The 19,241-nt window shown below is 72.6% G+C and carries 15 protein-coding genes and 2 pseudogenes; 8 read left to right on the top strand and 9 right to left on the bottom strand.

Annotated features, from left to right (window positions below; translation table 11 throughout):
- Positions 1-10: 10 nt before the first annotated feature.
- Positions 11-1,582, bottom strand: coding sequence for a GAF domain-containing protein (locus AB0435_RS09530; protein WP_366426625.1), 1,572 nt, complete (start codon positions 1,580-1,582; stop codon positions 11-13).
- A gap of 474 nt (positions 1,583-2,056) precedes the next feature.
- On the opposite strand from AB0435_RS09530, the gene AB0435_RS09525 reads away from it, so the two are divergent.
- Complete coding sequence (locus AB0435_RS09525; RefSeq protein WP_366426584.1) at positions 2,057-2,704, top strand: transglycosylase SLT domain-containing protein; 648 nt, start codon at positions 2,057-2,059, stop codon at positions 2,702-2,704.
- Positions 2,705-2,778: 74 nt separating this feature from the next.
- On the opposite strand, the gene AB0435_RS09520 is transcribed toward AB0435_RS09525, so the two are convergent.
- Positions 2,779-3,225 (bottom strand): MarR family transcriptional regulator, encoded by a 447-nt coding sequence (locus AB0435_RS09520; RefSeq protein WP_366008213.1) that lies wholly within the window; start codon positions 3,223-3,225, stop codon positions 2,779-2,781.
- Positions 3,226-3,300: 75 nt separating this feature from the next.
- Here AB0435_RS09520 and AB0435_RS09515 point away from each other — a divergent pair, with 75 nt between their 5' ends.
- On the top strand, positions 3,301-4,356 hold the full coding sequence (locus AB0435_RS09515) for an ABC transporter permease (protein ID WP_366426583.1): 1,056 nt from the start codon (positions 3,301-3,303) through the stop codon (positions 4,354-4,356).
- 70 nt (positions 4,357-4,426) lie between these two features.
- Here the strand turns inward: AB0435_RS09515 and AB0435_RS09510 are convergent, their stop codons facing one another.
- The 3 genes and pseudogenes from AB0435_RS09510 to AB0435_RS09500 all read right to left on the bottom strand — a co-directional run.
- Positions 4,427-6,082 carry an APC family permease gene (locus tag AB0435_RS09510; protein WP_366008211.1) on the bottom strand — a complete coding sequence of 552 codons (1,656 nt, stop codon included), beginning with the start codon at positions 6,080-6,082 and terminating at the stop codon, positions 4,427-4,429.
- A gap of 182 nt (positions 6,083-6,264) precedes the next feature.
- A complete protein-coding gene (locus AB0435_RS09505; protein ID WP_366426582.1) occupies positions 6,265-6,429 on the bottom strand; it encodes a hypothetical protein in 165 nt (54 codons plus the stop codon).
- Positions 6,430-6,574: 145 nt separating this feature from the next.
- Positions 6,575-6,733 (bottom strand): annotated as a pseudogene (locus tag AB0435_RS09500) (radical SAM protein); the annotation flags it as partial.
- A gap of 363 nt (positions 6,734-7,096) precedes the next feature.
- On the opposite strand from AB0435_RS09500, the gene AB0435_RS09495 reads away from it, so the two are divergent.
- Positions 7,097-7,852, top strand: coding sequence for a glycoside hydrolase family 16 protein (locus AB0435_RS09495; RefSeq protein ID WP_366426581.1), 756 nt, complete (start codon positions 7,097-7,099; stop codon positions 7,850-7,852).
- 51 nt (positions 7,853-7,903) lie between these two features.
- On the opposite strand, the gene AB0435_RS09490 is transcribed toward AB0435_RS09495, so the two are convergent.
- Positions 7,904-8,830: an AraC family transcriptional regulator gene (locus AB0435_RS09490; RefSeq protein WP_366008208.1), complete on the bottom strand. Its 927-nt coding sequence runs from the start codon at positions 8,828-8,830 to the stop codon at positions 7,904-7,906.
- Between the two features lie 103 nt (positions 8,831-8,933).
- Between AB0435_RS09490 and AB0435_RS09485 the strand changes: the two genes are divergently transcribed.
- Complete coding sequence (locus AB0435_RS09485) at positions 8,934-9,848, top strand: MBL fold metallo-hydrolase (protein WP_366426580.1); 915 nt, start codon at positions 8,934-8,936, stop codon at positions 9,846-9,848.
- A 64-nt stretch (positions 9,849-9,912) separates the two neighbouring features.
- Here AB0435_RS09485 and AB0435_RS09480 read toward each other — a convergent pair.
- A pseudogene (locus AB0435_RS09480) lies at positions 9,913-10,248 on the bottom strand (methyltransferase domain-containing protein); the annotation flags it as partial.
- A gap of 167 nt (positions 10,249-10,415) precedes the next feature.
- Here AB0435_RS09480 and AB0435_RS09475 point away from each other — a divergent pair.
- The gene (locus tag AB0435_RS09475; protein ID WP_366008206.1) at positions 10,416-10,955 is read left to right on the top strand and encodes a hypothetical protein; all 540 of its coding nucleotides are present in this window, start codon (positions 10,416-10,418) and stop codon (positions 10,953-10,955) included.
- 81 nt (positions 10,956-11,036) lie between these two features.
- Here AB0435_RS09475 and AB0435_RS09470 read toward each other — a convergent pair whose 3' ends face one another.
- The gene (locus AB0435_RS09470) at positions 11,037-12,656 is read right to left on the bottom strand and encodes a metallophosphoesterase family protein (protein ID WP_366008205.1); all 1,620 of its coding nucleotides are present in this window, start codon (positions 12,654-12,656) and stop codon (positions 11,037-11,039) included.
- Between the two features lie 157 nt (positions 12,657-12,813).
- Positions 12,814-13,260 carry an NUDIX domain-containing protein gene (locus tag AB0435_RS09465; protein WP_366008204.1) on the bottom strand — a complete coding sequence of 149 codons (447 nt, stop codon included), beginning with the start codon at positions 13,258-13,260 and terminating at the stop codon, positions 12,814-12,816.
- A 598-nt stretch (positions 13,261-13,858) separates the two neighbouring features.
- On the opposite strand from AB0435_RS09465, the gene AB0435_RS09460 reads away from it, so the two are divergent.
- The 3 genes from AB0435_RS09460 (at position 13,859) to AB0435_RS09450 (ending at position 19,229) form a co-directional block, all read left to right on the top strand.
- Positions 13,859-16,693 (top strand): AAA family ATPase, encoded by a 2,835-nt coding sequence (locus AB0435_RS09460; protein WP_366426579.1) that lies wholly within the window; start codon positions 13,859-13,861, stop codon positions 16,691-16,693.
- Between the two features lie 227 nt (positions 16,694-16,920).
- Positions 16,921-17,550: a hypothetical protein gene (locus AB0435_RS09455; RefSeq protein WP_366007874.1), complete on the top strand. Its 630-nt coding sequence runs from the start codon at positions 16,921-16,923 to the stop codon at positions 17,548-17,550.
- On the top strand, positions 17,547-19,229 hold the full coding sequence (locus AB0435_RS09450; RefSeq protein ID WP_366426578.1) for a GH3 auxin-responsive promoter family protein: 1,683 nt from the start codon (positions 17,547-17,549) through the stop codon (positions 19,227-19,229). The genes AB0435_RS09455 and AB0435_RS09450 overlap by 4 nt, the downstream gene beginning before the upstream one ends.
- Positions 19,230-19,241: the final 12 nt, after the last annotated feature.

Below are 19,241 nucleotides of genomic sequence, written 5' to 3'. Positions count from 1 at the left end.
GCCCGTCCGGTCACCCGGGCAGCGGGACGCGCCATACGATCCTGGTCCCGCCGGACTCCGGTGACTCCACCGACAGCGCGCCGCCGTGCAGTTCGGCACGGGACCGCATGTTGGCCAGGCCCCCCGTGTGCGGTCCGGTGCCGATGCCCACGCCGTCGTCGGCCACCGTCAACGTCACCTGGTCGTCCACGGTCAGCACGATGTCCACGCGCCGGGCGCGCGCGTGCCGGGCGGCGTTGCTGAGGGCCTCGGCCGCCACCGCCAGGATCTGCGCGGCCAGTTCGTCCGGCACGTCGGTGTCCACCGGGCCGTCGATCCGCAGCGCGGGCGGGAAGCCCAGTGTGCGGGAGGCGGCCTGGGCGGTCTCGGCCATGCGCCGGCGCAGCCCCGTACCGCCGCCACCGGCCGTGCGGAGCCCGAAGATGGTGGACCGGATGATGCGGATGGTGGTGTCCAGGTCGTCCACCGCGCGGCCGACGCGCTCGGCGGCCTCGGGGCGCTCGATGAGCCGGGTCGCGCTCTGCAGGGTCATGCCCGTGGCGAAGAGGCGCTGGATCGCCAGGTCGTGCAGGTCCCGGGCGATCCGGTCCCGGTCGTGCAGCACGGCCAGCTCCTCCGACTCGGCGCGCCGCTGGGCGAGTTCGAGGGCGATCGCGGCCTGGTCGGCGAAGCCGGAGATCAGCCGTACCTCGGTGTCGTCGAACGCGGGCCGCCCTCTCACCCGGCCCAGCCACAGCGCGCCGCGGTCACCGGAGCCCGTCTGCAAGGGAACGGCGATGGCGGGCCCGGTGACCGCCCCGCCGAAGGAGGCGTCCGCGGCGGCCACGGGTTTCCCGGTGCGGGCGGCGGTCCCGGACGGTGAGCCCTCCGCCGGGACCGTCCGCCCGCGCAGCCGGTCCGCGTCGAGACCGTGGGCCACCTCCACCGTCAGCCCGCCCGGCGCGGCCGCCGGGGCCGGGAGCAGCACGGCGGCGCGGTCGGCGTCCGCGACCTCCATCGCGCGCTCGGCGACCGGCCCCAGCGCCCGGTCGGCCTCGGTGCCGGACAGCAGGCTCCGGGTGATCTCGCCGAGCGCCTCCAGCCAGCGCTCCCGGCGGCGGCTCTCGTGATACATGCGGGCGTTGTCGATGGCCACGCCCGCCGCGATGGACAGCGTGGTCAGCAGGGCCTCGTCGTCCTCGTCGAAGGCACCGGCGCGCTTCTCGGTGAGATAGAGGTTGCCGAAGACCTCGTCGCGGACGCGCACCGGCACGCCCAGGAAGCTGCGCATCGGCGGGTGGTGCTCGGGGAAGCCGTAGCTGTGCGGGTGCCGGGACAGGTCGGTGAGTCTGAGCGGCTCGGGGTTGCGGATGAGCTCGCCGAGGATGCCCTGGCCGCAGGGCGTGCGGCCGATGCGGGCCGTGAGCTCGTCGGACATCCCGACGGGCAGGAACTCCGACAGCCGCTGCCCGTCACCGACCACGCCGAGCGCCCCGTACTCGGCATCGGTGAGCGTGACCGCCGCCTCGACGATGCCCCGCAGCACCTGGGGGAGTTCGAGGCCGTGCCCCACGCTCATGACGGCGTCGAGCAGCCCTCGGATCCTGTCGGGTTCGCGGAGTTGGGGCTGACGTGCCGTCAGTCGGCCGTCTGCGGTGGTGGACATGACTGCTCCCGGGAACCAAGTTGCCTGGTCAGAAGCGTACGTCAGGGGCGTGCGGGGGCGTGCGGGGACCTCTTCGGCCGAGGCGCCGCCAGGGTGCGCCGACGGTGGCCGGTGCGTACACGGGCGCTCACCCCCTGTGAGTCGGGAGGCCGCTGCGTGTGAGGCCGCGCATAGGGCCCAGATCACTTACGAACCCCGCTAGTACCCCTGCGAGGGCTTGAACCGGGCATTTCGGCCACCTGCGGGGACCCCCGCGCAACGAGACCCGGTAGTACGTCACACCTTTGCCAGCGCCTTTCGCCGCCGCTAACAATTGCCGAGTCGCACGGCGCCGTCGATCGAGACACGGCGCTCTCTTCGCGCCGATCCGGGCCACTGCGACTCACGCGATTGGAAGAGGTTCAGCTCATCATGCGCTCCACCATCTCCGGCTATACCCGTCTGCCCAAGGCTCACAAGCTCTCCGCCGTCGGCATCGCCGCGGCCGGTGCCGCCGCCCTGACGTTCGCGGTCGTCCCGAACGCCTTCGCCGCCTCCGACGCCCAGCCCATGGCAGTGAAGCCCGTCGCGTGGAACACCACCGCCTCCGACGACTCCGGCGAGACGCAGCAGGCCCAGCAGGCCGCCGTCACCCAGGCCAAGGCCGCCGCCGGTGCCGCCAAGACCGAGCGGACCGACAAGCAGGCCGCGAGCCGCTCCGAGGAGCGGAAGCCGGTCGAGGCCGCCCCCAAGGCCTACACCAACGACCTGGACGGCTGGATCAACCAGGCGCTCGACATCATGCACGACAAGGGCATCCCCGGCTCGTACGAGGGCCTGAAGCGCAACATCATGCGTGAGTCGACCGGCAACCCCCAGGCGATCAACAACTGGGACTCCAACGCCGTCGCGGGCATCCCCTCCAAGGGTCTGCTCCAGATCATCGACCCGACCTTCAAGGCGTTCCACGTCGACGGCACGTCCTGGGACATCTACGACCCGGTCGCCAACATCGTCGCCTCCTGCAACTACGCCGCCAAGACCTACGGCTCCATGGACAACGTCAACTCCGCGTACTGACCCGGAGCGGCACAGCGCAACGCCGAAGGGCGGCAGCACCACCTGGTGCTGCCGCCCTTCGGCGTTGTCCGGCGTCAGGCCGACGGGGGCAGGGTGTCGGGGTTGAGGTGTTCGGCCAGGCGGCGCAGGAGGTCGTGCGCGGTCGCCCGCTCCTCGGGGGACAGGATCGACAGCGCCTCGTCGTTCGCCTTGCCGACGACGGCCAGCGCGCGCTCGCTCAGCCGCCGGCCCTCGTCGGTGATGTGCAGGCAGAGCACCCGGCGGTTGGTGGGGTGGGGGCGGCGCTCCAGCAGTCCGCGCTCCACGAGCCCGGTCACGGCGGCCCCCATGGACTGGGCCGTGACCCCGGCCCGGCGGGCGGCCTCGGCGCTGGAGGCCCCGGGCTCCAGGAGGGCGTGCCGCAGCGCGTGGTGCTGCGCCAGGGTCAGATCCAGGGCGCGCAGTTCCCGCTCCAGCCGGGTGCTCATGGCCTGGCTGAAGCGCCAGGCGAGGTAGCCGGTGTAGGGGGACTGTTCGTTCATGGGGACCACCACTTGTAAGGCAGCTTACATCCGCTGCTACTGTTATCAGGCAACTTATAAGTTTGGACGGTTCTCTTGTCGCTCTCCGCGCCCTCGACGCAGCACCCCTCCCACAACGACATACCGGATCCCGCGCCGCCGCAGCACCCGCAGAGCGGCCTGAAGGGCATCCTCCTCCCCGTGGCGGTCGTGCTCGCCATCGGGACGATCTTCGTCAGCGTCTACCTCGCCGCCTTCCACGCCCCCGAGCCGCACGACCTCCCGGTCGCCGCCGTGGGCACGTCCCAGGAGGCCCACCGGCTCCAGGGCGCTCTCGACTCCGGCCTGCCCGGTGGCTTCGACGTGCGGCCCTACGTGGACGAGAGCGCGGCCCGGGACGCCATCGCCCACCGCCGCGTCTACGCTGCCTATCTCCCCGGTTACCTCCCCGGCGGCGGCCACGGTGACCCGAGGCTGCTGTACGCGGGAGCCAACGGGGCCTCCGTCACCGGCACTCTCACCGGAGCCTTCGGCCACGTCGCCGGAGCGGGCGGGCACCGGCTCGCCCAGGAGGACGTCCTCCCCGCCTCCAGCGGCGACACCCGCGGCCTGTCGATCTTCTACGCGGCCTTCGGCCTGGTCCTCGCCGGCTATCTCTTCGGCATCATGACCTACCAGGCCGCGCCCGGCCTGCGCTTCCGGCAGCGCATGGCCAGCCTCGCGCTCTTCGGCGTGCTGGGCGGGATCGTCATCACCCTCATCGCGGGCAGCGCCGGGTTCGGCGCCCTGCCCGGCTCCTTCGTGGGCATCGCCGGGACGATCGCGCTGATGGCCATGGCGGCGGGCGGCGCGACCATGGTCTTCATCCGGTGGACCGGGCCCGCGGGCGCCGGACTGGCCTCGGTCGTCCTGCTGACCCTCGGCAACAGCACCAGCGGCGGCGTCATGCCCGCCGCCTACCTCCCCGCCTGGCTGCACCCGCTCTCCGGCGTCCTGCCCGTCGGCGCCGGCGTCCGTGCCCTCCAGGGCCTGGCCTACTTCCACCACGACGGCCTGGCCCGCGGCATCGCCACCCTGGCCGCCTGGATCATCGTCTGCGCGGCGCTGCTCCGCCTGCGCGACGCACGTGCGGAGCGAGCCCTCGCCTCCTGAGCGGCCGGTCGGACAACGCCAGGCAGCCCGGTCCTCCGGGCTGCCTGGCGTTGTCGGTACCGCGCGGATCTCAGGAGCGGGCGGGCTCGGGCGTCCGCGTGTCCTCGGCGGGCCCGGGCGCCGCGGCCGGGGCGGTGTCGAGCACCGGGTCCGGGCCCGGGAGGCCGGCGCGGTGGGCGTTGACGCCGGCGCGTACGCCCCAGAAGTAGAAGCCGATGGAGGACACGGCGACCAGGGCGATGTCGAGGCCGCCGGGGATCACCCCGTGGCCCCCGAACTCGGTGCTGCCCAGGGCGGACAGCAGCGCCAGCCACAGCAGGAACCCGGCCATCCACCACGCGGGCGCGAACTGCCGCCGCAGGCTCGTCTCGCCCTGGCGGCGCAGCACGACGGCGGCGATCGGTACCGACACGAGCGTGAGCAGGGCGACCTTGCCGGTGTTGGGCCACTTCGACCAGTACAGCGCGCAGGCCGCGAAGGCGAAGGTGAGCGGGCAGAGCACCTTGGCCGCGGGCAGGCGGAAGGGGCGCGGCAGGTGCGGCTTGGTCTGCCGGAAGACGCCGACCGCGATGGGCCCGATGAGATACGAGACGACCATGGCCGCCGAGACGACACTGGCCAGGGCCTCCCAGCTGTGCCCGACCGTGAGCAGCAGCAGGACGGAGAAGGCCAGGTTCAGCCACATGGCGGGGCGGGCGGTGCCGTAGCGGGGGTGCACCTGGGCGATCTTCCTGGGGAAGAACCCGGTCTCGGCGAGGTTCTGGGCCAGGTACGCGGCCGAGGCGACGTTGCCGATGTTGGCGCCGGAGGGGGAGATGAAGGCGCCGAACTGGAGCATGGTCACGACCCAGTGCAGCATCAGCAGCTTGGCGAGGTCGGCGAAGGGCGACGCGAAGTTGATGCCGCTCCAGCCGCCCGCCTGGTCGAGCTGCTCCGGCGGGACGGAGCCGAGGAAGGCGACCTGGAGGGCGAGGTAGATGACCAGGCCGAGGCAGAGCGCGCCGACCAGGGCGAGCGGAATGGCACGGCCCGGGTTCTTGGCGGCGCCGCCGAGGTTCACGACGGCCTGGAAGCCGTTGAAGGCGAAGACGACACCGGAGGCGGTGACGGCGGTCAGGACCGCCGACCAGCCGTTGGGGGCGAACCCGCCGTGGCTGGTGAAGTTCTCGGTGTGGAAGCCGGAGGCGATGAACGCGGCCACCGCGAGGACGGGGATGGCGAACTTGACCAGGGTCAGCACGTTGTTCGCGCGGGCCAGCAGCGCGACCGACCAGTAGCAGGCCAGCCACAGGACAACGGTCAGCAGCAGGGCCATCGCCATGCCGGTGCCGGTCAGGGCGCCGTCGGAGACCAGGCCCCGGGCCCAGCCGAAGTTCCAGGACGCCATGTACTGCGTACCGGCGATCGACTCGATCGGGATCAGGGACGCCGTGGCGATCCACACCGCCCACCCCGTGACGAAGCCCAGGACCGGCCCGTGCGAGATGGTGCCGAACCGGGCCATGGCCCCCGGCAGCGGGTACGCCGCGCCGACCTCGGCGTACGACATGGCGATCAGGCCGATGAAGACGGCGCCGATCACCCAGGCGACCAGAGCGGCGGGCCCGGCGACCTGGGCGGCCTGGCCGGCCCCGAAGAGCCAGCCCGAACCGAAGATGGACCCCAGCCCGATCATGATCAGGGCGAAGAGACTGAGGCCTTTGCGGTTGGCCGCGCTCAAATCCATGCTGTGCTGTCCGTTCTTGCGGGGTGACCAAAAGACAGGTCACCCACCTTATGTGCGTTGAGCAGGTCATTCGCCCGCCGGAAACCGCGGGCGCCCGGGGTGCCGAGGCGCCCGTTGCGCTCCCTGGCAGCCGTGACCTTTGTCACCTTCTGTGGGGACTTCTGCGGGAGAGGCGGGCGGCCTCAAGCGACCGCGTCATCCCACGGATCGGTGCTGCGCGCGTCGACGGGAGCGCCGACGGCCTCGGAGCCGGGGCGGGGCACCAGTGGGGTGGGGGTGCGCGCCGGGCGGGGAACGCGCCGGTCGGACAGGCCCGGCTCACGGCCGGGTCCGCGGTGGTCGTGCATATCGGTCTCCTCGCGGGTATCGGGCGAGTGACCGAAAGCAGAAGCCCCGGGGCACTCGCCCCGGGGCTTCGGACTCAAGACATCGGTCAGCGCGCCGGGACACTCTCCGGCGTCGTCGTCATCGTGGTGGCGCGCTGCATGCGCATCACCGTAGCAGAGCCACGCCGACGGGCCCCGGCGCGGGCGCGGGGACGCGTTCCAGGACACCGCCTGCGAACACGTCGTACAGCGGCAGCGTCTCCAGGTGCACATAGCCGATGTGGCAGTCGCACACGGCCAGCGGACAGGGGCGCGGCGTCAGGGCGTCGACGATCGCGGCGATCTCCCGCTCGCCGGTGTAGCGGCGCAGCCGCAGGGAGTTGTGCAGCAGCCCGTCCCGGGACAGTTCGACCGACGTCGTCGCCCGGATCCGCCCCGCCCCCGCCGTCTCCACGGCGAGCGCAAGCGGCACTGACAACGGCCGGACGGCGGCGCTCGCCCGCGGCCTCGTAGGCTGCCCCGTACCGTGTCCCGACGAACGACAAGGCCCCGCATGCGTCCCCTGCGCCCATGGGTACTCGCCCTGGCCCTCTTGGCCCTGACGGCCTGTGGAGGCCCCTCGGCAGCACCCGCGCCGTCAGCGTCCCCCACGGCTCCGGGCGGTTCGGGGAAGCCAGGGAAGGGGGACATGCGCCTGGTGTGGTCGGACGAGTTCACCGGCCCCGCCGGGCGCGGTCCCGATCCGGCGAAGTGGGTGCACGACACGGGCGCGGACGGCTGGGGCAACCACGAGTGGGAGAACTACACCGAAAGCCCCGACAACGCCTCGCTCGACGGCAAGGGCAACCTCGCCATCACCGCCCGCCGCACGCCGGCGCCCGGCGCGCACTGCGCCGTGGGCCCCTGCGACATCACCTCGGCCCGGCTCATCACCCGTGGCACCTTCGCCCAGCGCTACGGCCGCTTCGAGGCGCGCATCAAGGTGCCCGCCGGGCCGGGGCTGTGGCCCGCCTTCTGGATGCTCGGGAACGACCAGGGGGAGGGCGCCTGCCAGGACCCCAAGTGCGGCGAGATGGACATCATGGAACAGGTCGGCAGCAAGGAGGCCGACACCGTCTGGGGCTCCGCCCACGGCCCCGGCTACTCCGGCGAGCAGGGCCTCACCAAGGACTACCGTCTCCCGGACGGGCACGCCTTCTCCGACGACTTCCACGTCTTCGCCGTCGACTGGAAGCCCGGCGAACTCGGCTTCTCCGTGGACGGCCACACCTACCAGACCCGCACCCCCGCCGACGTCCCCGGCAAGGAATGGATCTTCGACCACCCCTTCTTCCTCCTGCTCAACCTCGCGGTGGGCGGCGACTGGCCCGGCCCGCCGGACGCCACGACGGCGTTCCCGGCCACGATGACGGTGGACTACGTACGGGCGTACGCGGCGCCGTGACCGGGCCGCCGCGGAGCGGACGTGCTCCTTTCCCAATGAGGTGACGGAGCGTCAGGAAGCGTCCCGTCGCTCCGCCCGGTAGCGGCCCGGCGTCGTGCCGAACTCCCGGCTGAACGCGTGGGAGAAGGCGTACGGCGTGCCGTAGCCGACGCTGCGGGCGATGGTGGACAGCGGGTCCGGGGTGTCGCGGAGGAGGGCGGCGGCGAGGGTGAGGCGCCACCAGGTGAGGTAGGCCATCGGAGGGCGGCCGACCAGGGTGGTGAAGCGGCGGGCCAGGGTGGGGCGGGAGACGCCCGCCTCGGCCGCCAGGCGGTCGTTGGTCCAGGGGGTGGCCGGGTCCGAGTGCAGGGCGCGTAGCGCGGTGGCCGTCACCGGGTCGTCCAGTACGGCCGGCCAGGCCCCGGCCGCGCCCTCCGCCACCCAGGAGCGGATCATGTAGACGAGGAGCAGGTCGAGCAGGCTCGGGATCGCGATGCACGAGCCGGGCAGGGGATCCCCCAGCTCACGGCCCAGCAGGTCGATGGCGGAGCGCAGTTCGGGGTGGCTGCCCACCCGGTTCGGCAGGTGGACGACTTTCGGGAGCTCCGCCATGAGCGGGTGCACGCGGCTGCGGTCGAGCCGGTACTTCCCGCACAGCAGCTCCACTTCGCCGGAAGAGCCGGAGGAGGGGGTTCCGGGAGGCCTCGTCCCCGCGAGCCAGCGATCGAACGGGACCGCCCGCTCCACGGCCGCCGCGTCCACGGGGGCGTCGGCGATCACATGCCCCGAGCCGTGCGGCAGCAGCACCGCGTCGCCCGTGCCGAGCGTGACCGGTGGACCGCCGTCGGGCAGCAGCCAGCAACTCCCCTCCAGCACGACATGGAAGCCCGCGCCCTCGTACGAGGCGAGGCGCGTGCACCAGCTGCCGCTCACCCGCACCCGGTTGGAGGAGGGCCGCCCGGTGCGTACGGCCGAGATCGCGTCGCTCACCACGTCCATCCGGCAAGGATAGCGCCCTGTACATCAGGCATGAGACGGACGCGTATCGAAGAGAGCTGATCGAGTATCGAGAAGCTCATTCGATCTCTCTAGAGTCAAGGGTATGGAGAACGAGAGCGTGCAGAGAATCGTGCTGGGAGACGTCGAGGTCACCCGGGTCGTCGAGTGGCAGGAGGCGTTCGCGCCGGCCCGCGGCATCGTTCCGGAGTCGGACGCCGCGCTGTGGAAGGACAACGAGGACTGGCTGGCGCCGGACCACTGGGACCCGGAGACCGACATGGCCACCGTGGCGCTCCAGACCTGGGTCCTGCGCAGCGGCGGGCGCACCGTCCTGGTCGACACCGGGGTGGGCAACGACCGCGAGCGCCCCGGCTCGCCGCGGTTCCACCACTGGAAGGGCGACTTCCTCGAAAAGCTGGCCCTGGCCGGCATCCGTCCGCAGGACGTCGACATCGTCGTCAACACCCACATCCACGGCGATCACGTCGGCTGGAACACCATGGACGCCGAGGGGGAGTGGGTGCCGACGTTCCCCAACGCCCAGTACCTCATCCCGGCCGCCGACGACTTCCACTTCGGCCCGGACAACTCCTACGGCGGCGGCCTCCGCGAGGTCGACCGGCTGATCTACGAGGACAGCGTCGCGCCCGTCCACCGCGCCGGGCAGGCCGTGCTGTGGGACGGCTCCCACCGCATCGACGAACACCTCACCCTGGAGTCCGCGCCCGGCCACACCCCCGGCTCGGCCGTGCTGCGCCTCTCCTCCCGGGGCGACCGGGCGGTCTTCGTCGGCGACCTCCTGCACAGCCCGGTGCAGATCCTCACGCCCTCCTGCAACAGCTGCTTCTGCCTGGACGCGGAGCGAGCGGCGGCCAGCCGCCGCCGGATCATCGAACGCGCCGCCGCCGAGCGGGAGCTGATCGTCCCCGCGCACTTCGGTGGAGCGGGCGCCGTGGAAGTCCGGCGGGAGGGCGCGGGGTTCGCCCTCGGGCGATGGGCGGCGTACGACGCGCGGTAGGTCGGCCCAGGGCCTGTCCGGGATCCTCGACGTGCTGGAGGACGCGGTCGGCCCACGCGCCGTCGAACGAGGCGTTCCTGAAGGGCAGTCGGTGGCTGTCGGCCACGGCCACCTCGGCGAGGCCCGCCCTCGTCATCTCCACGCACATGGTCCGGGACAGGTCGCAGGCGACGACCCGGGCGCCGGTTCCGGCGGCGAGCTCGCGGGCGGCGTCCCCCGTCCCGGCGCCGACATCGAGGAACGAGCGGCCGGGCCGGGCCCGTAACAGCTCGTGCACGCGTCGCTTGTACGAGGCGAAGAACGGCTCGCTCCGCAGGCGGTTCAGCGCGTCGACCAGCCGTCCCGGGTCGGGGTGCGCGTCGATGTGGGAGAAGGCGTGCGGTACATAGCGTCGGCCCATGCCCGAACACTACGGCGCGCATGCCCCGCGTACCCGGAATATTGTGTGCGGCCCGGGACCGGGCGGACCCGCGGTGCGAAGCGGGGCGCGTCCTTCTCCGCGGTCGTCGTCCCGGGCATCCTGGAGGCGTGTGACAGGACGCAACCGACCTTCAGGATGGTGTCGCCGTGTTGTACGCATTCGGCTTCGAGCGGATCGGCGTCGTGGTGAGTGACCTCTATTTCGTCGATCCCGATCCGGAGCCAGGACAGGACAGCCCGGAACGGGGTGTCCGGCTGGAGCTCCGGATCCTCGGGCGCGGTGAGCTGAAGGGAAGCATCTACTCCGCCCGGCCCATCACGGTCGACCGGCCGCTCTGGCGGGTCGACCTGCTGGAGTCGGTGGACTCCGCGCCCGGGAGCTTCGACCGCACGCACCACCACCCGAACTTCCAGGGCTGGAGCCCGGGCCGGAGGGTGTTCGTCAAGGAGCTGTCCGCCGACCCCGTGTCGTGGCTGACCGGCAAGCTCTCCGACGTCACCGCCCTGCTGGAGGAGATCGGGCTGTCCCCGGACGAGATCGCGCCGACGGACCCGGCCGGTCTCCGCGCGGCCGTACCGCAGATCGTGGACGCCGTCCGGCGCCTGCTCGACGGCGTGTGGGCGGGGGAGCTCGCCGTGGCGCCGGGTGACGAGCCGGTCGGCAGCGCCCGCGTCAGCTGGCTGTGACCGCCCGGGCGACGCGCCCTCGGTGACGCGGTCCGGCCGCCGTACAGTCCTACGAGGTACGGCGGCCGGACCGCGCCCGGTTCAGGAGCGGGCGTCGGTGCGCGGGCGTTCCAGGGTGAAGGTGTCCACCGGCGTCAGATCACCGTGCGGCCCGTCGAAGGTGTAGTAGGTGACCCGCATACTGGTGCGCCCGGTCTTCCGGTCGCCGGGGTCGACGTCGAACGCGGCGAACCCATGGGTGTACTTGTGGTCCCGCACGGCTGCCCAGGGGGCGTCCTCGGTGACCCATACGGGGTCCTTGTGGCCCGAGGGGGTCGTCTTGTCGCTCAGGCCCATGAGGACCCGGGCCTGCGGTGTGTCGAACATGTCGTCCTGCGTGGTGGCGATGTTCCCGCCCGCGCCGATGATCATGTGGACGGTGCCCTTGCCGGTGTCGATCACATCGGTCCGGGTCGACACGGGGATCGGGGTGCGCGTGTCGTTGGGGAGCGTGCCGCGCAGCGGGTGCGACCGCTCGTAGTGGTGCTCGTGCCCGCAGACCACCAGGTCGACGCCGTACTGGTCGAAGAGCGGACCCCACGCCTCGCGGATGCCCAGGTCACTGCCCGCCGACCGGGTGCTGGAGATCATCGGCTGGTGCATGCACACCACGATCCAGTCGATGCCCCGGTCCGACCGGGCCGCCTTCAACTCGCGCTCCAGCCAGCGCCGCTGGGCGCCTCCCGAGTAGCCGTGGATGTACGTGTCCCCGCCGTCCTGGAGCGCCACGTCGTCGTTGGCGAGGCTGATGAAGCGGACCGCGCCGACGGTGAAGGCGTACCACATGCCGTGGGTCTCCTCGTCCGAGGAGGCGGCCGACTCCGGCAGCGCGAAGTACGTCTGGTAACCGGCCGCGCCTATGGGGCCGTTGCCCTTCTCGTTCTCGTGGTTGCCCGCGCACGGCATCCAGGGGCGCAGCCGGGTGGAGCGGCTGTTGCCGATGAACCAGTCCGCCCAGGTCGCCGCCCGGCTCATGCCCCACACGCCGGCGATGGCGGCGTAGCAGAGGTCGCCGTTGACCAGGTTGAAGAGGGGGCCGACCCGCTCCACGGCGGAGACGATGTCGGCGGACGCGGGCGAGCCGACCTGGCTGCTGGTGTGGAGCGGGAAGCGGTTGACGGGGGAGGGGACGCCGTCCGGGAGGTGGATCACCCGCCGCAGGTTGGGTGTCGCCTGGTCGCCGAAGCTGGTGAAGGTGAACGCGGCGCGGCCGCGCGGCGCCGTGGTGAACGAGCCGCTCTCCGGGTGCGCGCCGTCGTGCCCGGCCGTGTAGAGATAGGTGGTCGCCGGGCGGAGGCCGGTGATCCGGGCGTGGTGGACGTACACCTCCTCCTTCGACAGGCCGTCGCGGTACGTCTTCGTCTCGGCGTCGATCACCCGGCCGTGCCCGCCGTCGGGCGAGCCCAGCCGCACCTGCGGGCGCCGCACCGACTGCGGGGTGATCCAGGAGACCGTCATCGCGGAGGAGGGGTCCGTGCCGAACTGCAGGTGCACGCCCAGTACACCGGGCGCCCCCACCCGGTGCGGCTTGGACTGCAACAGCGGCCCGGCGGAGGGCTGCGCGGCGTCCGGAGCGGCCGCCGCCTCCCCGGGGGCACCGACGACCGAGAGGGCCGCCGCGGCCGATGAGCCCTTGAGTACGGATCTGCGGGTGATCGCCATGAAACGCCCTTTTCAGTGTGGGGAGTTGATGATCCAGAGCACTGTAAGTGGTCGGCTTCAATGGCTGTATGACCGAGACCACGGGGGCGTTCCGGGCGGCGGTGCCCGCCCCGGCGGGAGGCGCGGGAGGCCCGGGCTCCTCCCGCCGGGGCGCCGGTCACGGTCCGTCGGTGGAGATCAGTGCCCCGCGGGCGAACTGCCGAAGGACGGCGGCGCCGTAGGGCGCGCAGTCCGCCGGAGGGCGGGCGGGGTCGGCCCACACCAGCGCGGAGCACTTCCGCGGCTCCCCGCTCCGTGGTTCCCCCGACCACCGCTGTGCGGTGAAGGCGATGCCCACCCGGTCCTCCCCTCCGGGGTCCCGGTGGTGGATGAGGTGGCAGAACTCCAGGTCCAGCGGATCGATGCCCACGCTGACCTCCGCGCGGACCTCGCGCAGCGCGCCGTCGACGAACGTCTCGCCACGCTCGACGTGTCCGCCGGGCGGCGCCAGCAGGCCGTCCGTGAAGCCGCCCCCGGGCCGGCGCAGCAGGAGCACCCGTCCGTCGTCCCTGTGCAGCAGGACCATGACGTCGATCACGCACCGGAGTTGCGGCAGCGGGCTCATGCCGGCCTCCCGGCACCGGTCGCCGAGCTGCCCCGGGCGGGCGGCCGCCGGCTGTCGTGTTCGAATCGCAAACGCACCCCCGTGGTGTTCGAGAGGGAGTCCTGGTGGTGAAGCACTGCGCCTCCTCGTTGACAGTGGATCGGACGAGTGATCGGGAAAACGACCCCCGATCGGGGGCGTCACGGCCCCCGGAGGGCGTTTCGTCGCGCGGAAGTTCGGGGCGGTGTCAATCGCCCCGCAGTCGCACGGCGAAGGCGCGTCCAGGTGCTTGTGCGATTCACTCCGGCGTGGTGGCTCACCCGATCCGGGGCTTGCGTTGCGGCCGGAAACGATCAAGTCGCGTGCCCGCACCGGCGGGTGCGGCGCCGTGCGGACGGGACCTTTGCAGACCGATCGGAAGGCACGGGTCTCCCCGGTCCCGGTGCCCGCGGTCCGGGCAACCCCCGCACCCTCAAGATCATCTTCCTGGGTGCGGCCGTGACCGCGGATCCCGGCCAACGCGCACAAGCCGGACATCCTCAAGGGTGTAGTCGGACCCAAACACTATGATCTTGGACGGGCCGGGGTCGGGGGACGCGGCCGTCCGGGAGGGGAGCGCGTGGACCTGTTCGAGCGGGAAGACGAGATGGCCGTACTGGAGCGCGAGGCGCGCCTGGCTGCCGGGGGGCAGCCGCGGGTCGTGCTCGTCGAGGGTGCGGCGGGCATGGGCAGGACGAGCCTCGTCGAGGAGTTCGCCCGCAGGGCCGGGCGGGACGGCGCCCTGGTGCTGCACGCGCGCTGCGACGAGACGGAACGGGAGGTTCCGTTCGGCGTGGTGCGCCAGCTCTTCGAGCCGGTCGTCGCCGAGTGGGGGCCCGAGCGGGCGGAGCGGGCCTTCGCCGGGCCCGCCGAACCGGCGACGCACGTGCTGTCCACCGTGCCGCACACCGGGGCGGCCGTCGCCCCCGAGGGCGACCCGCTGCCCGTCCTGCACGGCTTCTACTGGCTCACGCTCCGGATCGCGGCCGTGACGCCCGTGGTCCTGGTCGTGGACGACGCCCAACTGGCCGACGCCCCCTCCCTGCGCTGGATCCACTACCTGATACGCAAGCTCACCCGGTCCCGGGCACTCGTCGTGCTCACCCACCGTGGCGACGAGACGAGCGACAAACTCACGACACTCTCCCTCGCGGCCAACTGCCGCACGCTCCGGCCGGAACCGCTCACCGAGCCGGGCGTCGCGGACCTCCTCGGGCACGTCTGGGCCCAGGACCCGGTCCCGGAGCTGGTGCGGTCCTGCCACCGGCTCACCGGTGGCAACCCGCTGCTGCTCCGCGCCCTGGTCATGGCCCTGGAGAGCGGCCGCGTGGAGGCCGCGGCCCTCTCCTCCGGCGAGCTGCCCAAGCGCACGACCTTCCTGTACGCCGAGTTCCTCGCCGACTGGCTGGCGGGCCTGCGGCCCCGGACCCGTGAATTCGCCGTGGCCCTGGCCCTGCTGGGCAAGAGCGACGACGCCGGCACCCCGGCGCGGCTCGCCGGGCTCGACGACGCGCAGGGCTACCTCGCCGAGGACCAGCTGCGCCGCCTCGGTCTGCTGACGCACTCCCCGGAGCTGCGATGGACCCACCCGCTCGTGCGGGAAGCCCTCTGCCGGGACCTCGGCGGCCCGCGACGGGCCGCGTGGCACGCCGAAGCAGCCCGTCTGCTGTTCGACGACGGAGCCTCCTTGGACCAGGTGTGCGCCCATCTGGTCCCGAGCGACCCCTCCACCGACCCCTGGGTCGCGCGCACCCTCATAGCCGCCGCCGACCAGGCCGTCCGGCAGGGCGCGCCCGAGAGCGCGGCACGCTGCCTGCGCCGCGCACTCGCCGAGCCGCTCCCCCCGGACGAGCGCACCACGGTGCGGATGCGGCTCGGCCTGGCGGAGTCGCACCTGCGGCCCGCGGCGGCGATACGGCAACTCACCCGCGTCATAGACGACATGACCGAACCGGCCGGCAAGGCCACCGTCGCCGGCGCCCTGTGCGCGGTCCTCACGCGCGTGGGCCGCGGTGGCGAGGTCGTCCCCCTGCTCGACCGGCTGGCCGACGAGCTGACCCCCGCGGACCGCGAGATCTCCCTGCGCCTCCAAGGGCTCAGGATCGGCAACGTGCTCCTCAGCGGCACGAAGAACGTCCCCCGGACCGAACTGGACCGCATGGCCGAGGAGTTGTCCGGGCGGACGCCGGGCGAGCGGGCCGTGCTCGCCCCGTGTGCGCTCGCGGCGGCCCTGTCCGGGGTCCCCGCCGATCAGGTCGCCGCGCTCGCCCGACGGGCCCTGCCGCAGACCCCGGAGGAACTGGCCGGGCATCTCGGCCAAGGGGCCGTCTTCGCGCTCGCGGTGACCGACCGGCTGGACGCGGCCGGCCGCCACTGCGACGCCGCGCTCCGTGAGGCGCAGCGCGCGCACACGCTCTCCGGACCGGCGGACCTGGTCGACACGCGCTCGGTGATCACCCTGCTGGCCGGCCGCCTCGACGACGCCACACGGTCCTGGGAGGAGCTCTCCGCCCAGCTGCCCCCGGGCCAGTGGGGGGCCTTGCGGACGGCGCCGATGGCGGTGCAGCTGACCGTGCTCAACGAACGCGGCGACACCGAGGCCGCGGTCCGGATGGCCGCGGAGCTCATCGTCGCCGCGCCCCGGGAAGCCGACTACCTCTCGTCCTACGTCCGCTTCCAGTGCGCACGGGCCCGGGTCGCGCAGGGCGACGTCCGGGACGGCCTCGACCTGATGCTCTCGGCCGGGCGCTGGCTCGCGGCCGCCGGCTTCGAGAACCCGGTGATACTGCCCTGGCGGACCGCGGCCGCGCACGTCCACGCGGAACTCGGCGAACACCGCGCGGCGCTGGAACTGGCCGAGGAGGCCCTGGAGCACGCCAGGCGCTGGGGGACGGCACGGGCGCTGGGCGCCGCGCTGCACGCCCTCGGCGCGAGCACGGGAGGAAGCCGGGGGATGGAGCTGCTGCACGAGGCCGTCGAGGTGCTCAAACCCTCGCCCGCCCGGCTGGAGTTCGCCAACGCCCTGCTGGGCCTGGGCGCCGCGCAGACCCGGCACGGCCGCCTCGCCGCGGCGAGGGTCACCTTCACCGACTGCCTCGTGGAAGCGGAACGATGCGGCGCGCTCGGAGTCGCCGGCGCCGCGCGGCGGGGCCTGCGCGCGGCGGGCGCGCGGCCGAGGACGCGCCGCGCGACGGGGACGACCGCGCTGACCGAAGGCGAGCGCCGGGTCGCGGACCGCGCGGCGGCCGGTGAGACGAACCGGGCGATCGCCGAGCGGCTGCACCTGACCACACGCACCGTCGAGACACACCTCAGCGCGGTCTACCGCAAGCTCGGCATCAGCGGGCGCGGGGAGCTGCACCAGACGCTCGCGGCCCCCGCCTCCGAGCGGGCGGCTTCCGAGCGGGCCGGCTGACGCCCGTACGGCCCGGTGCGCCCCGGATCCGTACATCCGGAAGTGCCTCGATCCCACCGGCGCAACCGGATCGGGAAAATCTCGTGGTCGTTCTCGGGGGGTCCCCACGATACGGGGTGCCCCGGCCCGGTGCAGGCTGTGATCAACAAGACCGGCCACTACTGATACATCGGCCGGAACGGATCGGGCGTCGGTGCCCTCATGAGCCGGCAGGAGAGAAAAGCGGAATGAGTAATCTTCAGTTCTCCGTGCTGCTCGGACCCGACTGTGCGGGAAAGTCGTCGGTCATGGCGGAGCTCTCGGAAAGGCTGCCCACGTGGCGGACCCTGTCGACGGACAGCGCGTTCGTCGGCCCCGAACACGCGCTGGTGACCCAGCTGCGCCGCAACGTGGTCGACGACGTGCTCCCCGCCCTCGGTGACGCGTACTCCGTGGACTTCCTCGCGAGCCTGCTCCAGACCGCGGTCGTGCATCTCAAGGACCGGATACAGGCCCAGGAACCGGGAGTTCCCGTCCTGGTCGACTCCTACTACTACAAGATTCTCGCGAAGTGCCGGCTCGCCGGGATCGAGGAGAGCCCCATGTATTCCTGGTGGCGTTCCTTCCCGAAGCCGGAGCGCGTGGTCTATCTCGACGTCTCACCCGAATCCGCGTGGCGGCGCAGCGACAACGGGGCGCGGCTCAACCCCCTGGAGCATTTCGGGACCCGGCCCCAGTGGTTCGGTTTCGAGAACTACCAGAAGAGCCTTCGGAAACTGATGCTGGAAGAGGTACGGGAATTGCCGGTGACAGTGATCAAGGAGCAGCCCAGCGCGGCACGGGCCGCGGACGCGGTGCTGGAGGTGCTCGCCCCGTGAACGCGAACACCGTCTGGGGAGACCCCGGGCACGGCGACCGCTACCGCGCACGGGTCCTCGCCGAGCGCGAGCGGCTCGTCGCGGCGCAGGCCGATCTGGCGGGACAGCAGCAGGCCGTCCTGAGCGACCTGCTGCGCTTCAACGCCGGCACGGAATTCGGGAAGCAGCACGGATTCGACCGCATACGCACGATCGACGAATTCCGCGCGGCCGTTCCCGTGCAGGACTACGCGGCCCACGCCCCCCTGATCGAGAGGATGGCGGCAGGGGAGCGGAACCTGCTCTCGGCGGACCCGCCGGTCGTCTACTTCACCAGCAGCGGCAGCACCGGTGCCCACAAGAAGATCCCCGTCACCCAGCGCTTCATGGAGACGACGTTCTTCCCCTTCTACTACGCCGCCTGGGCGCCGCTGGTGGAGACCTACCCCGAGATCCTCGACCGGCCGGACGCGGTGCTCAACCTCAAGCACGACCCGCTGTCCGCCCCTCCCACGACCGCCAACGGCCGCCCCCACGTCGGCGCCAGCCAGGTCGACTTCGGCGAGAAGTTCGGTGAGTCGCTCTCCGCCGAACTCGGCACCAGGGCACCCTGGGCGACCCTCCCGGTCGACGTCGCTCCCGGGGACCACTTGGAGAAGATGTACCTCCGGCTGCGGCTCGCGGTGCAGAGCGACGTGCGCTGCCTGATCGGCATCAACCCGGCGATGGTCGCCGCCGTCCCGTACCAGCTGAACCTGTGGTGGCCCCGCATCGTCAAGGAGGTGCGCGACGGCACCCTCGGCGGCGTGCCGCACCGCGCCCCGGACCCGGCGCGCGCTGCCCAGCTCGAGGAACTGGCCGACTACTTCGGCACCGTCCGCCCCGCCCACGTGTGGCCGAACGTCCGCGCCCTGTTCTGCTGGACCACCGGCGTCGCGTCGCTGTACATGCCCGCGCTGCGGGAGGAGTTCGGCGTCGGCGTCAGCGCGCTGCCCGCGCCCGTGGCAGCATCCGAGGGACCCGTCGGCGTCGCCCTGGACCGGCACCCCTCCGCGGGCGGCCTGGTGGCGTCCGCCGCCGTGTACGAGTTCGTACCCGCCGAGGCCGACCTCTCCCCGGACACCGCCACCCTGCTGCCCCACGAGCTCGAGGCCGGCCGCGACTACCACGTCGTCTTCAGCCACGTCGGAGGGCTGTACCGCTACGCGGTCGGCGACGTCGTCCGCGTCCTCGACCACGTGGACGGCGTGCCCCGCGTCGAGTACGCGGGCCGCAACACCCGCTCCGACGCGGTCGGCGAGCGACTGCGCGAGGCCCAGGTCATCCGGGCACTGCGGGGCACGCTCTCCCGCACCGGCCTCCAACTGCGCAACATCGCCTGCCGGGTGGAGCCCACCGCCGGCACGGGGCAGCACTACACCTTCGCCGTGGCGCCCCGCAGCCCCTGGCACACGGCCGAGTGCGAGCGCTTCACCGCCCTGCTCGACACGGCCCTGGCCGAGGAGTCGGCGGAGTACGCGGCGGCCCGCGCCGACGGCCGCCTCACCGCCCCGGCGCTCCGGCTGCTCGACACCGACGCCTTCCACCGCGACTGGCACGAGGCGGTGGGCAGCGGCATCCGCCCGACCCAGGTCAAGGACCGGCTGTTCCGGCAGGACGAGAGCCTGTGGCAGCGCCTGACCCGTACGACATCGGCCTGACGAAAGACCCCA

Source organism: Streptomyces sp. NPDC051173, assembly GCF_040689515.1.
In the GTDB taxonomy this organism is placed as follows: Bacteria; Actinomycetota; Actinomycetes; order Streptomycetales; family Streptomycetaceae; genus Streptomyces.
The sequence above is the reverse complement of the archived record's forward strand: the minus strand, read 5'-3'. Positions and strand labels throughout refer to the sequence as shown.

Bases quoted from the DNA above. Each gene is read 5' to 3' on its own strand.
- AB0435_RS09455 (WP_366007874.1), top strand. From the start codon at position 16,921: ATGAGTAATCTTCAGTTCTCCGTGCTGCTCGGACCCGACTGTGCGGGA.
- AB0435_RS09490 (WP_366008208.1), bottom strand. From the start codon at position 8,830: ATGGACGTGGTGAGCGACGCGATCTCGGCCGTACGCACCGGGCGGCCC.
- AB0435_RS09505 (WP_366426582.1), bottom strand. From the start codon at position 6,429: ATGCACGACCACCGCGGACCCGGCCGTGAGCCGGGCCTGTCCGACCGG.
- AB0435_RS09520 (WP_366008213.1), bottom strand. From the start codon at position 3,225: ATGAACGAACAGTCCCCCTACACCGGCTACCTCGCCTGGCGCTTCAGC.
- AB0435_RS09525 (WP_366426584.1), top strand. From the start codon at position 2,057: ATGCGCTCCACCATCTCCGGCTATACCCGTCTGCCCAAGGCTCACAAG.
- AB0435_RS09510 (WP_366008211.1), bottom strand. From the start codon at position 6,082: ATGGATTTGAGCGCGGCCAACCGCAAAGGCCTCAGTCTCTTCGCCCTG.
- AB0435_RS09495 (WP_366426581.1), top strand. From the start codon at position 7,097: ATGCGCCTGGTGTGGTCGGACGAGTTCACCGGCCCCGCCGGGCGCGGT.
- AB0435_RS09465 (WP_366008204.1), bottom strand. From the start codon at position 13,260: ATGAGCCCGCTGCCGCAACTCCGGTGCGTGATCGACGTCATGGTCCTG.
- AB0435_RS09470 (WP_366008205.1), bottom strand. From the start codon at position 12,656: ATGGCGATCACCCGCAGATCCGTACTCAAGGGCTCATCGGCCGCGGCG.
- AB0435_RS09485 (WP_366426580.1), top strand. From the start codon at position 8,934: ATGGAGAACGAGAGCGTGCAGAGAATCGTGCTGGGAGACGTCGAGGTC.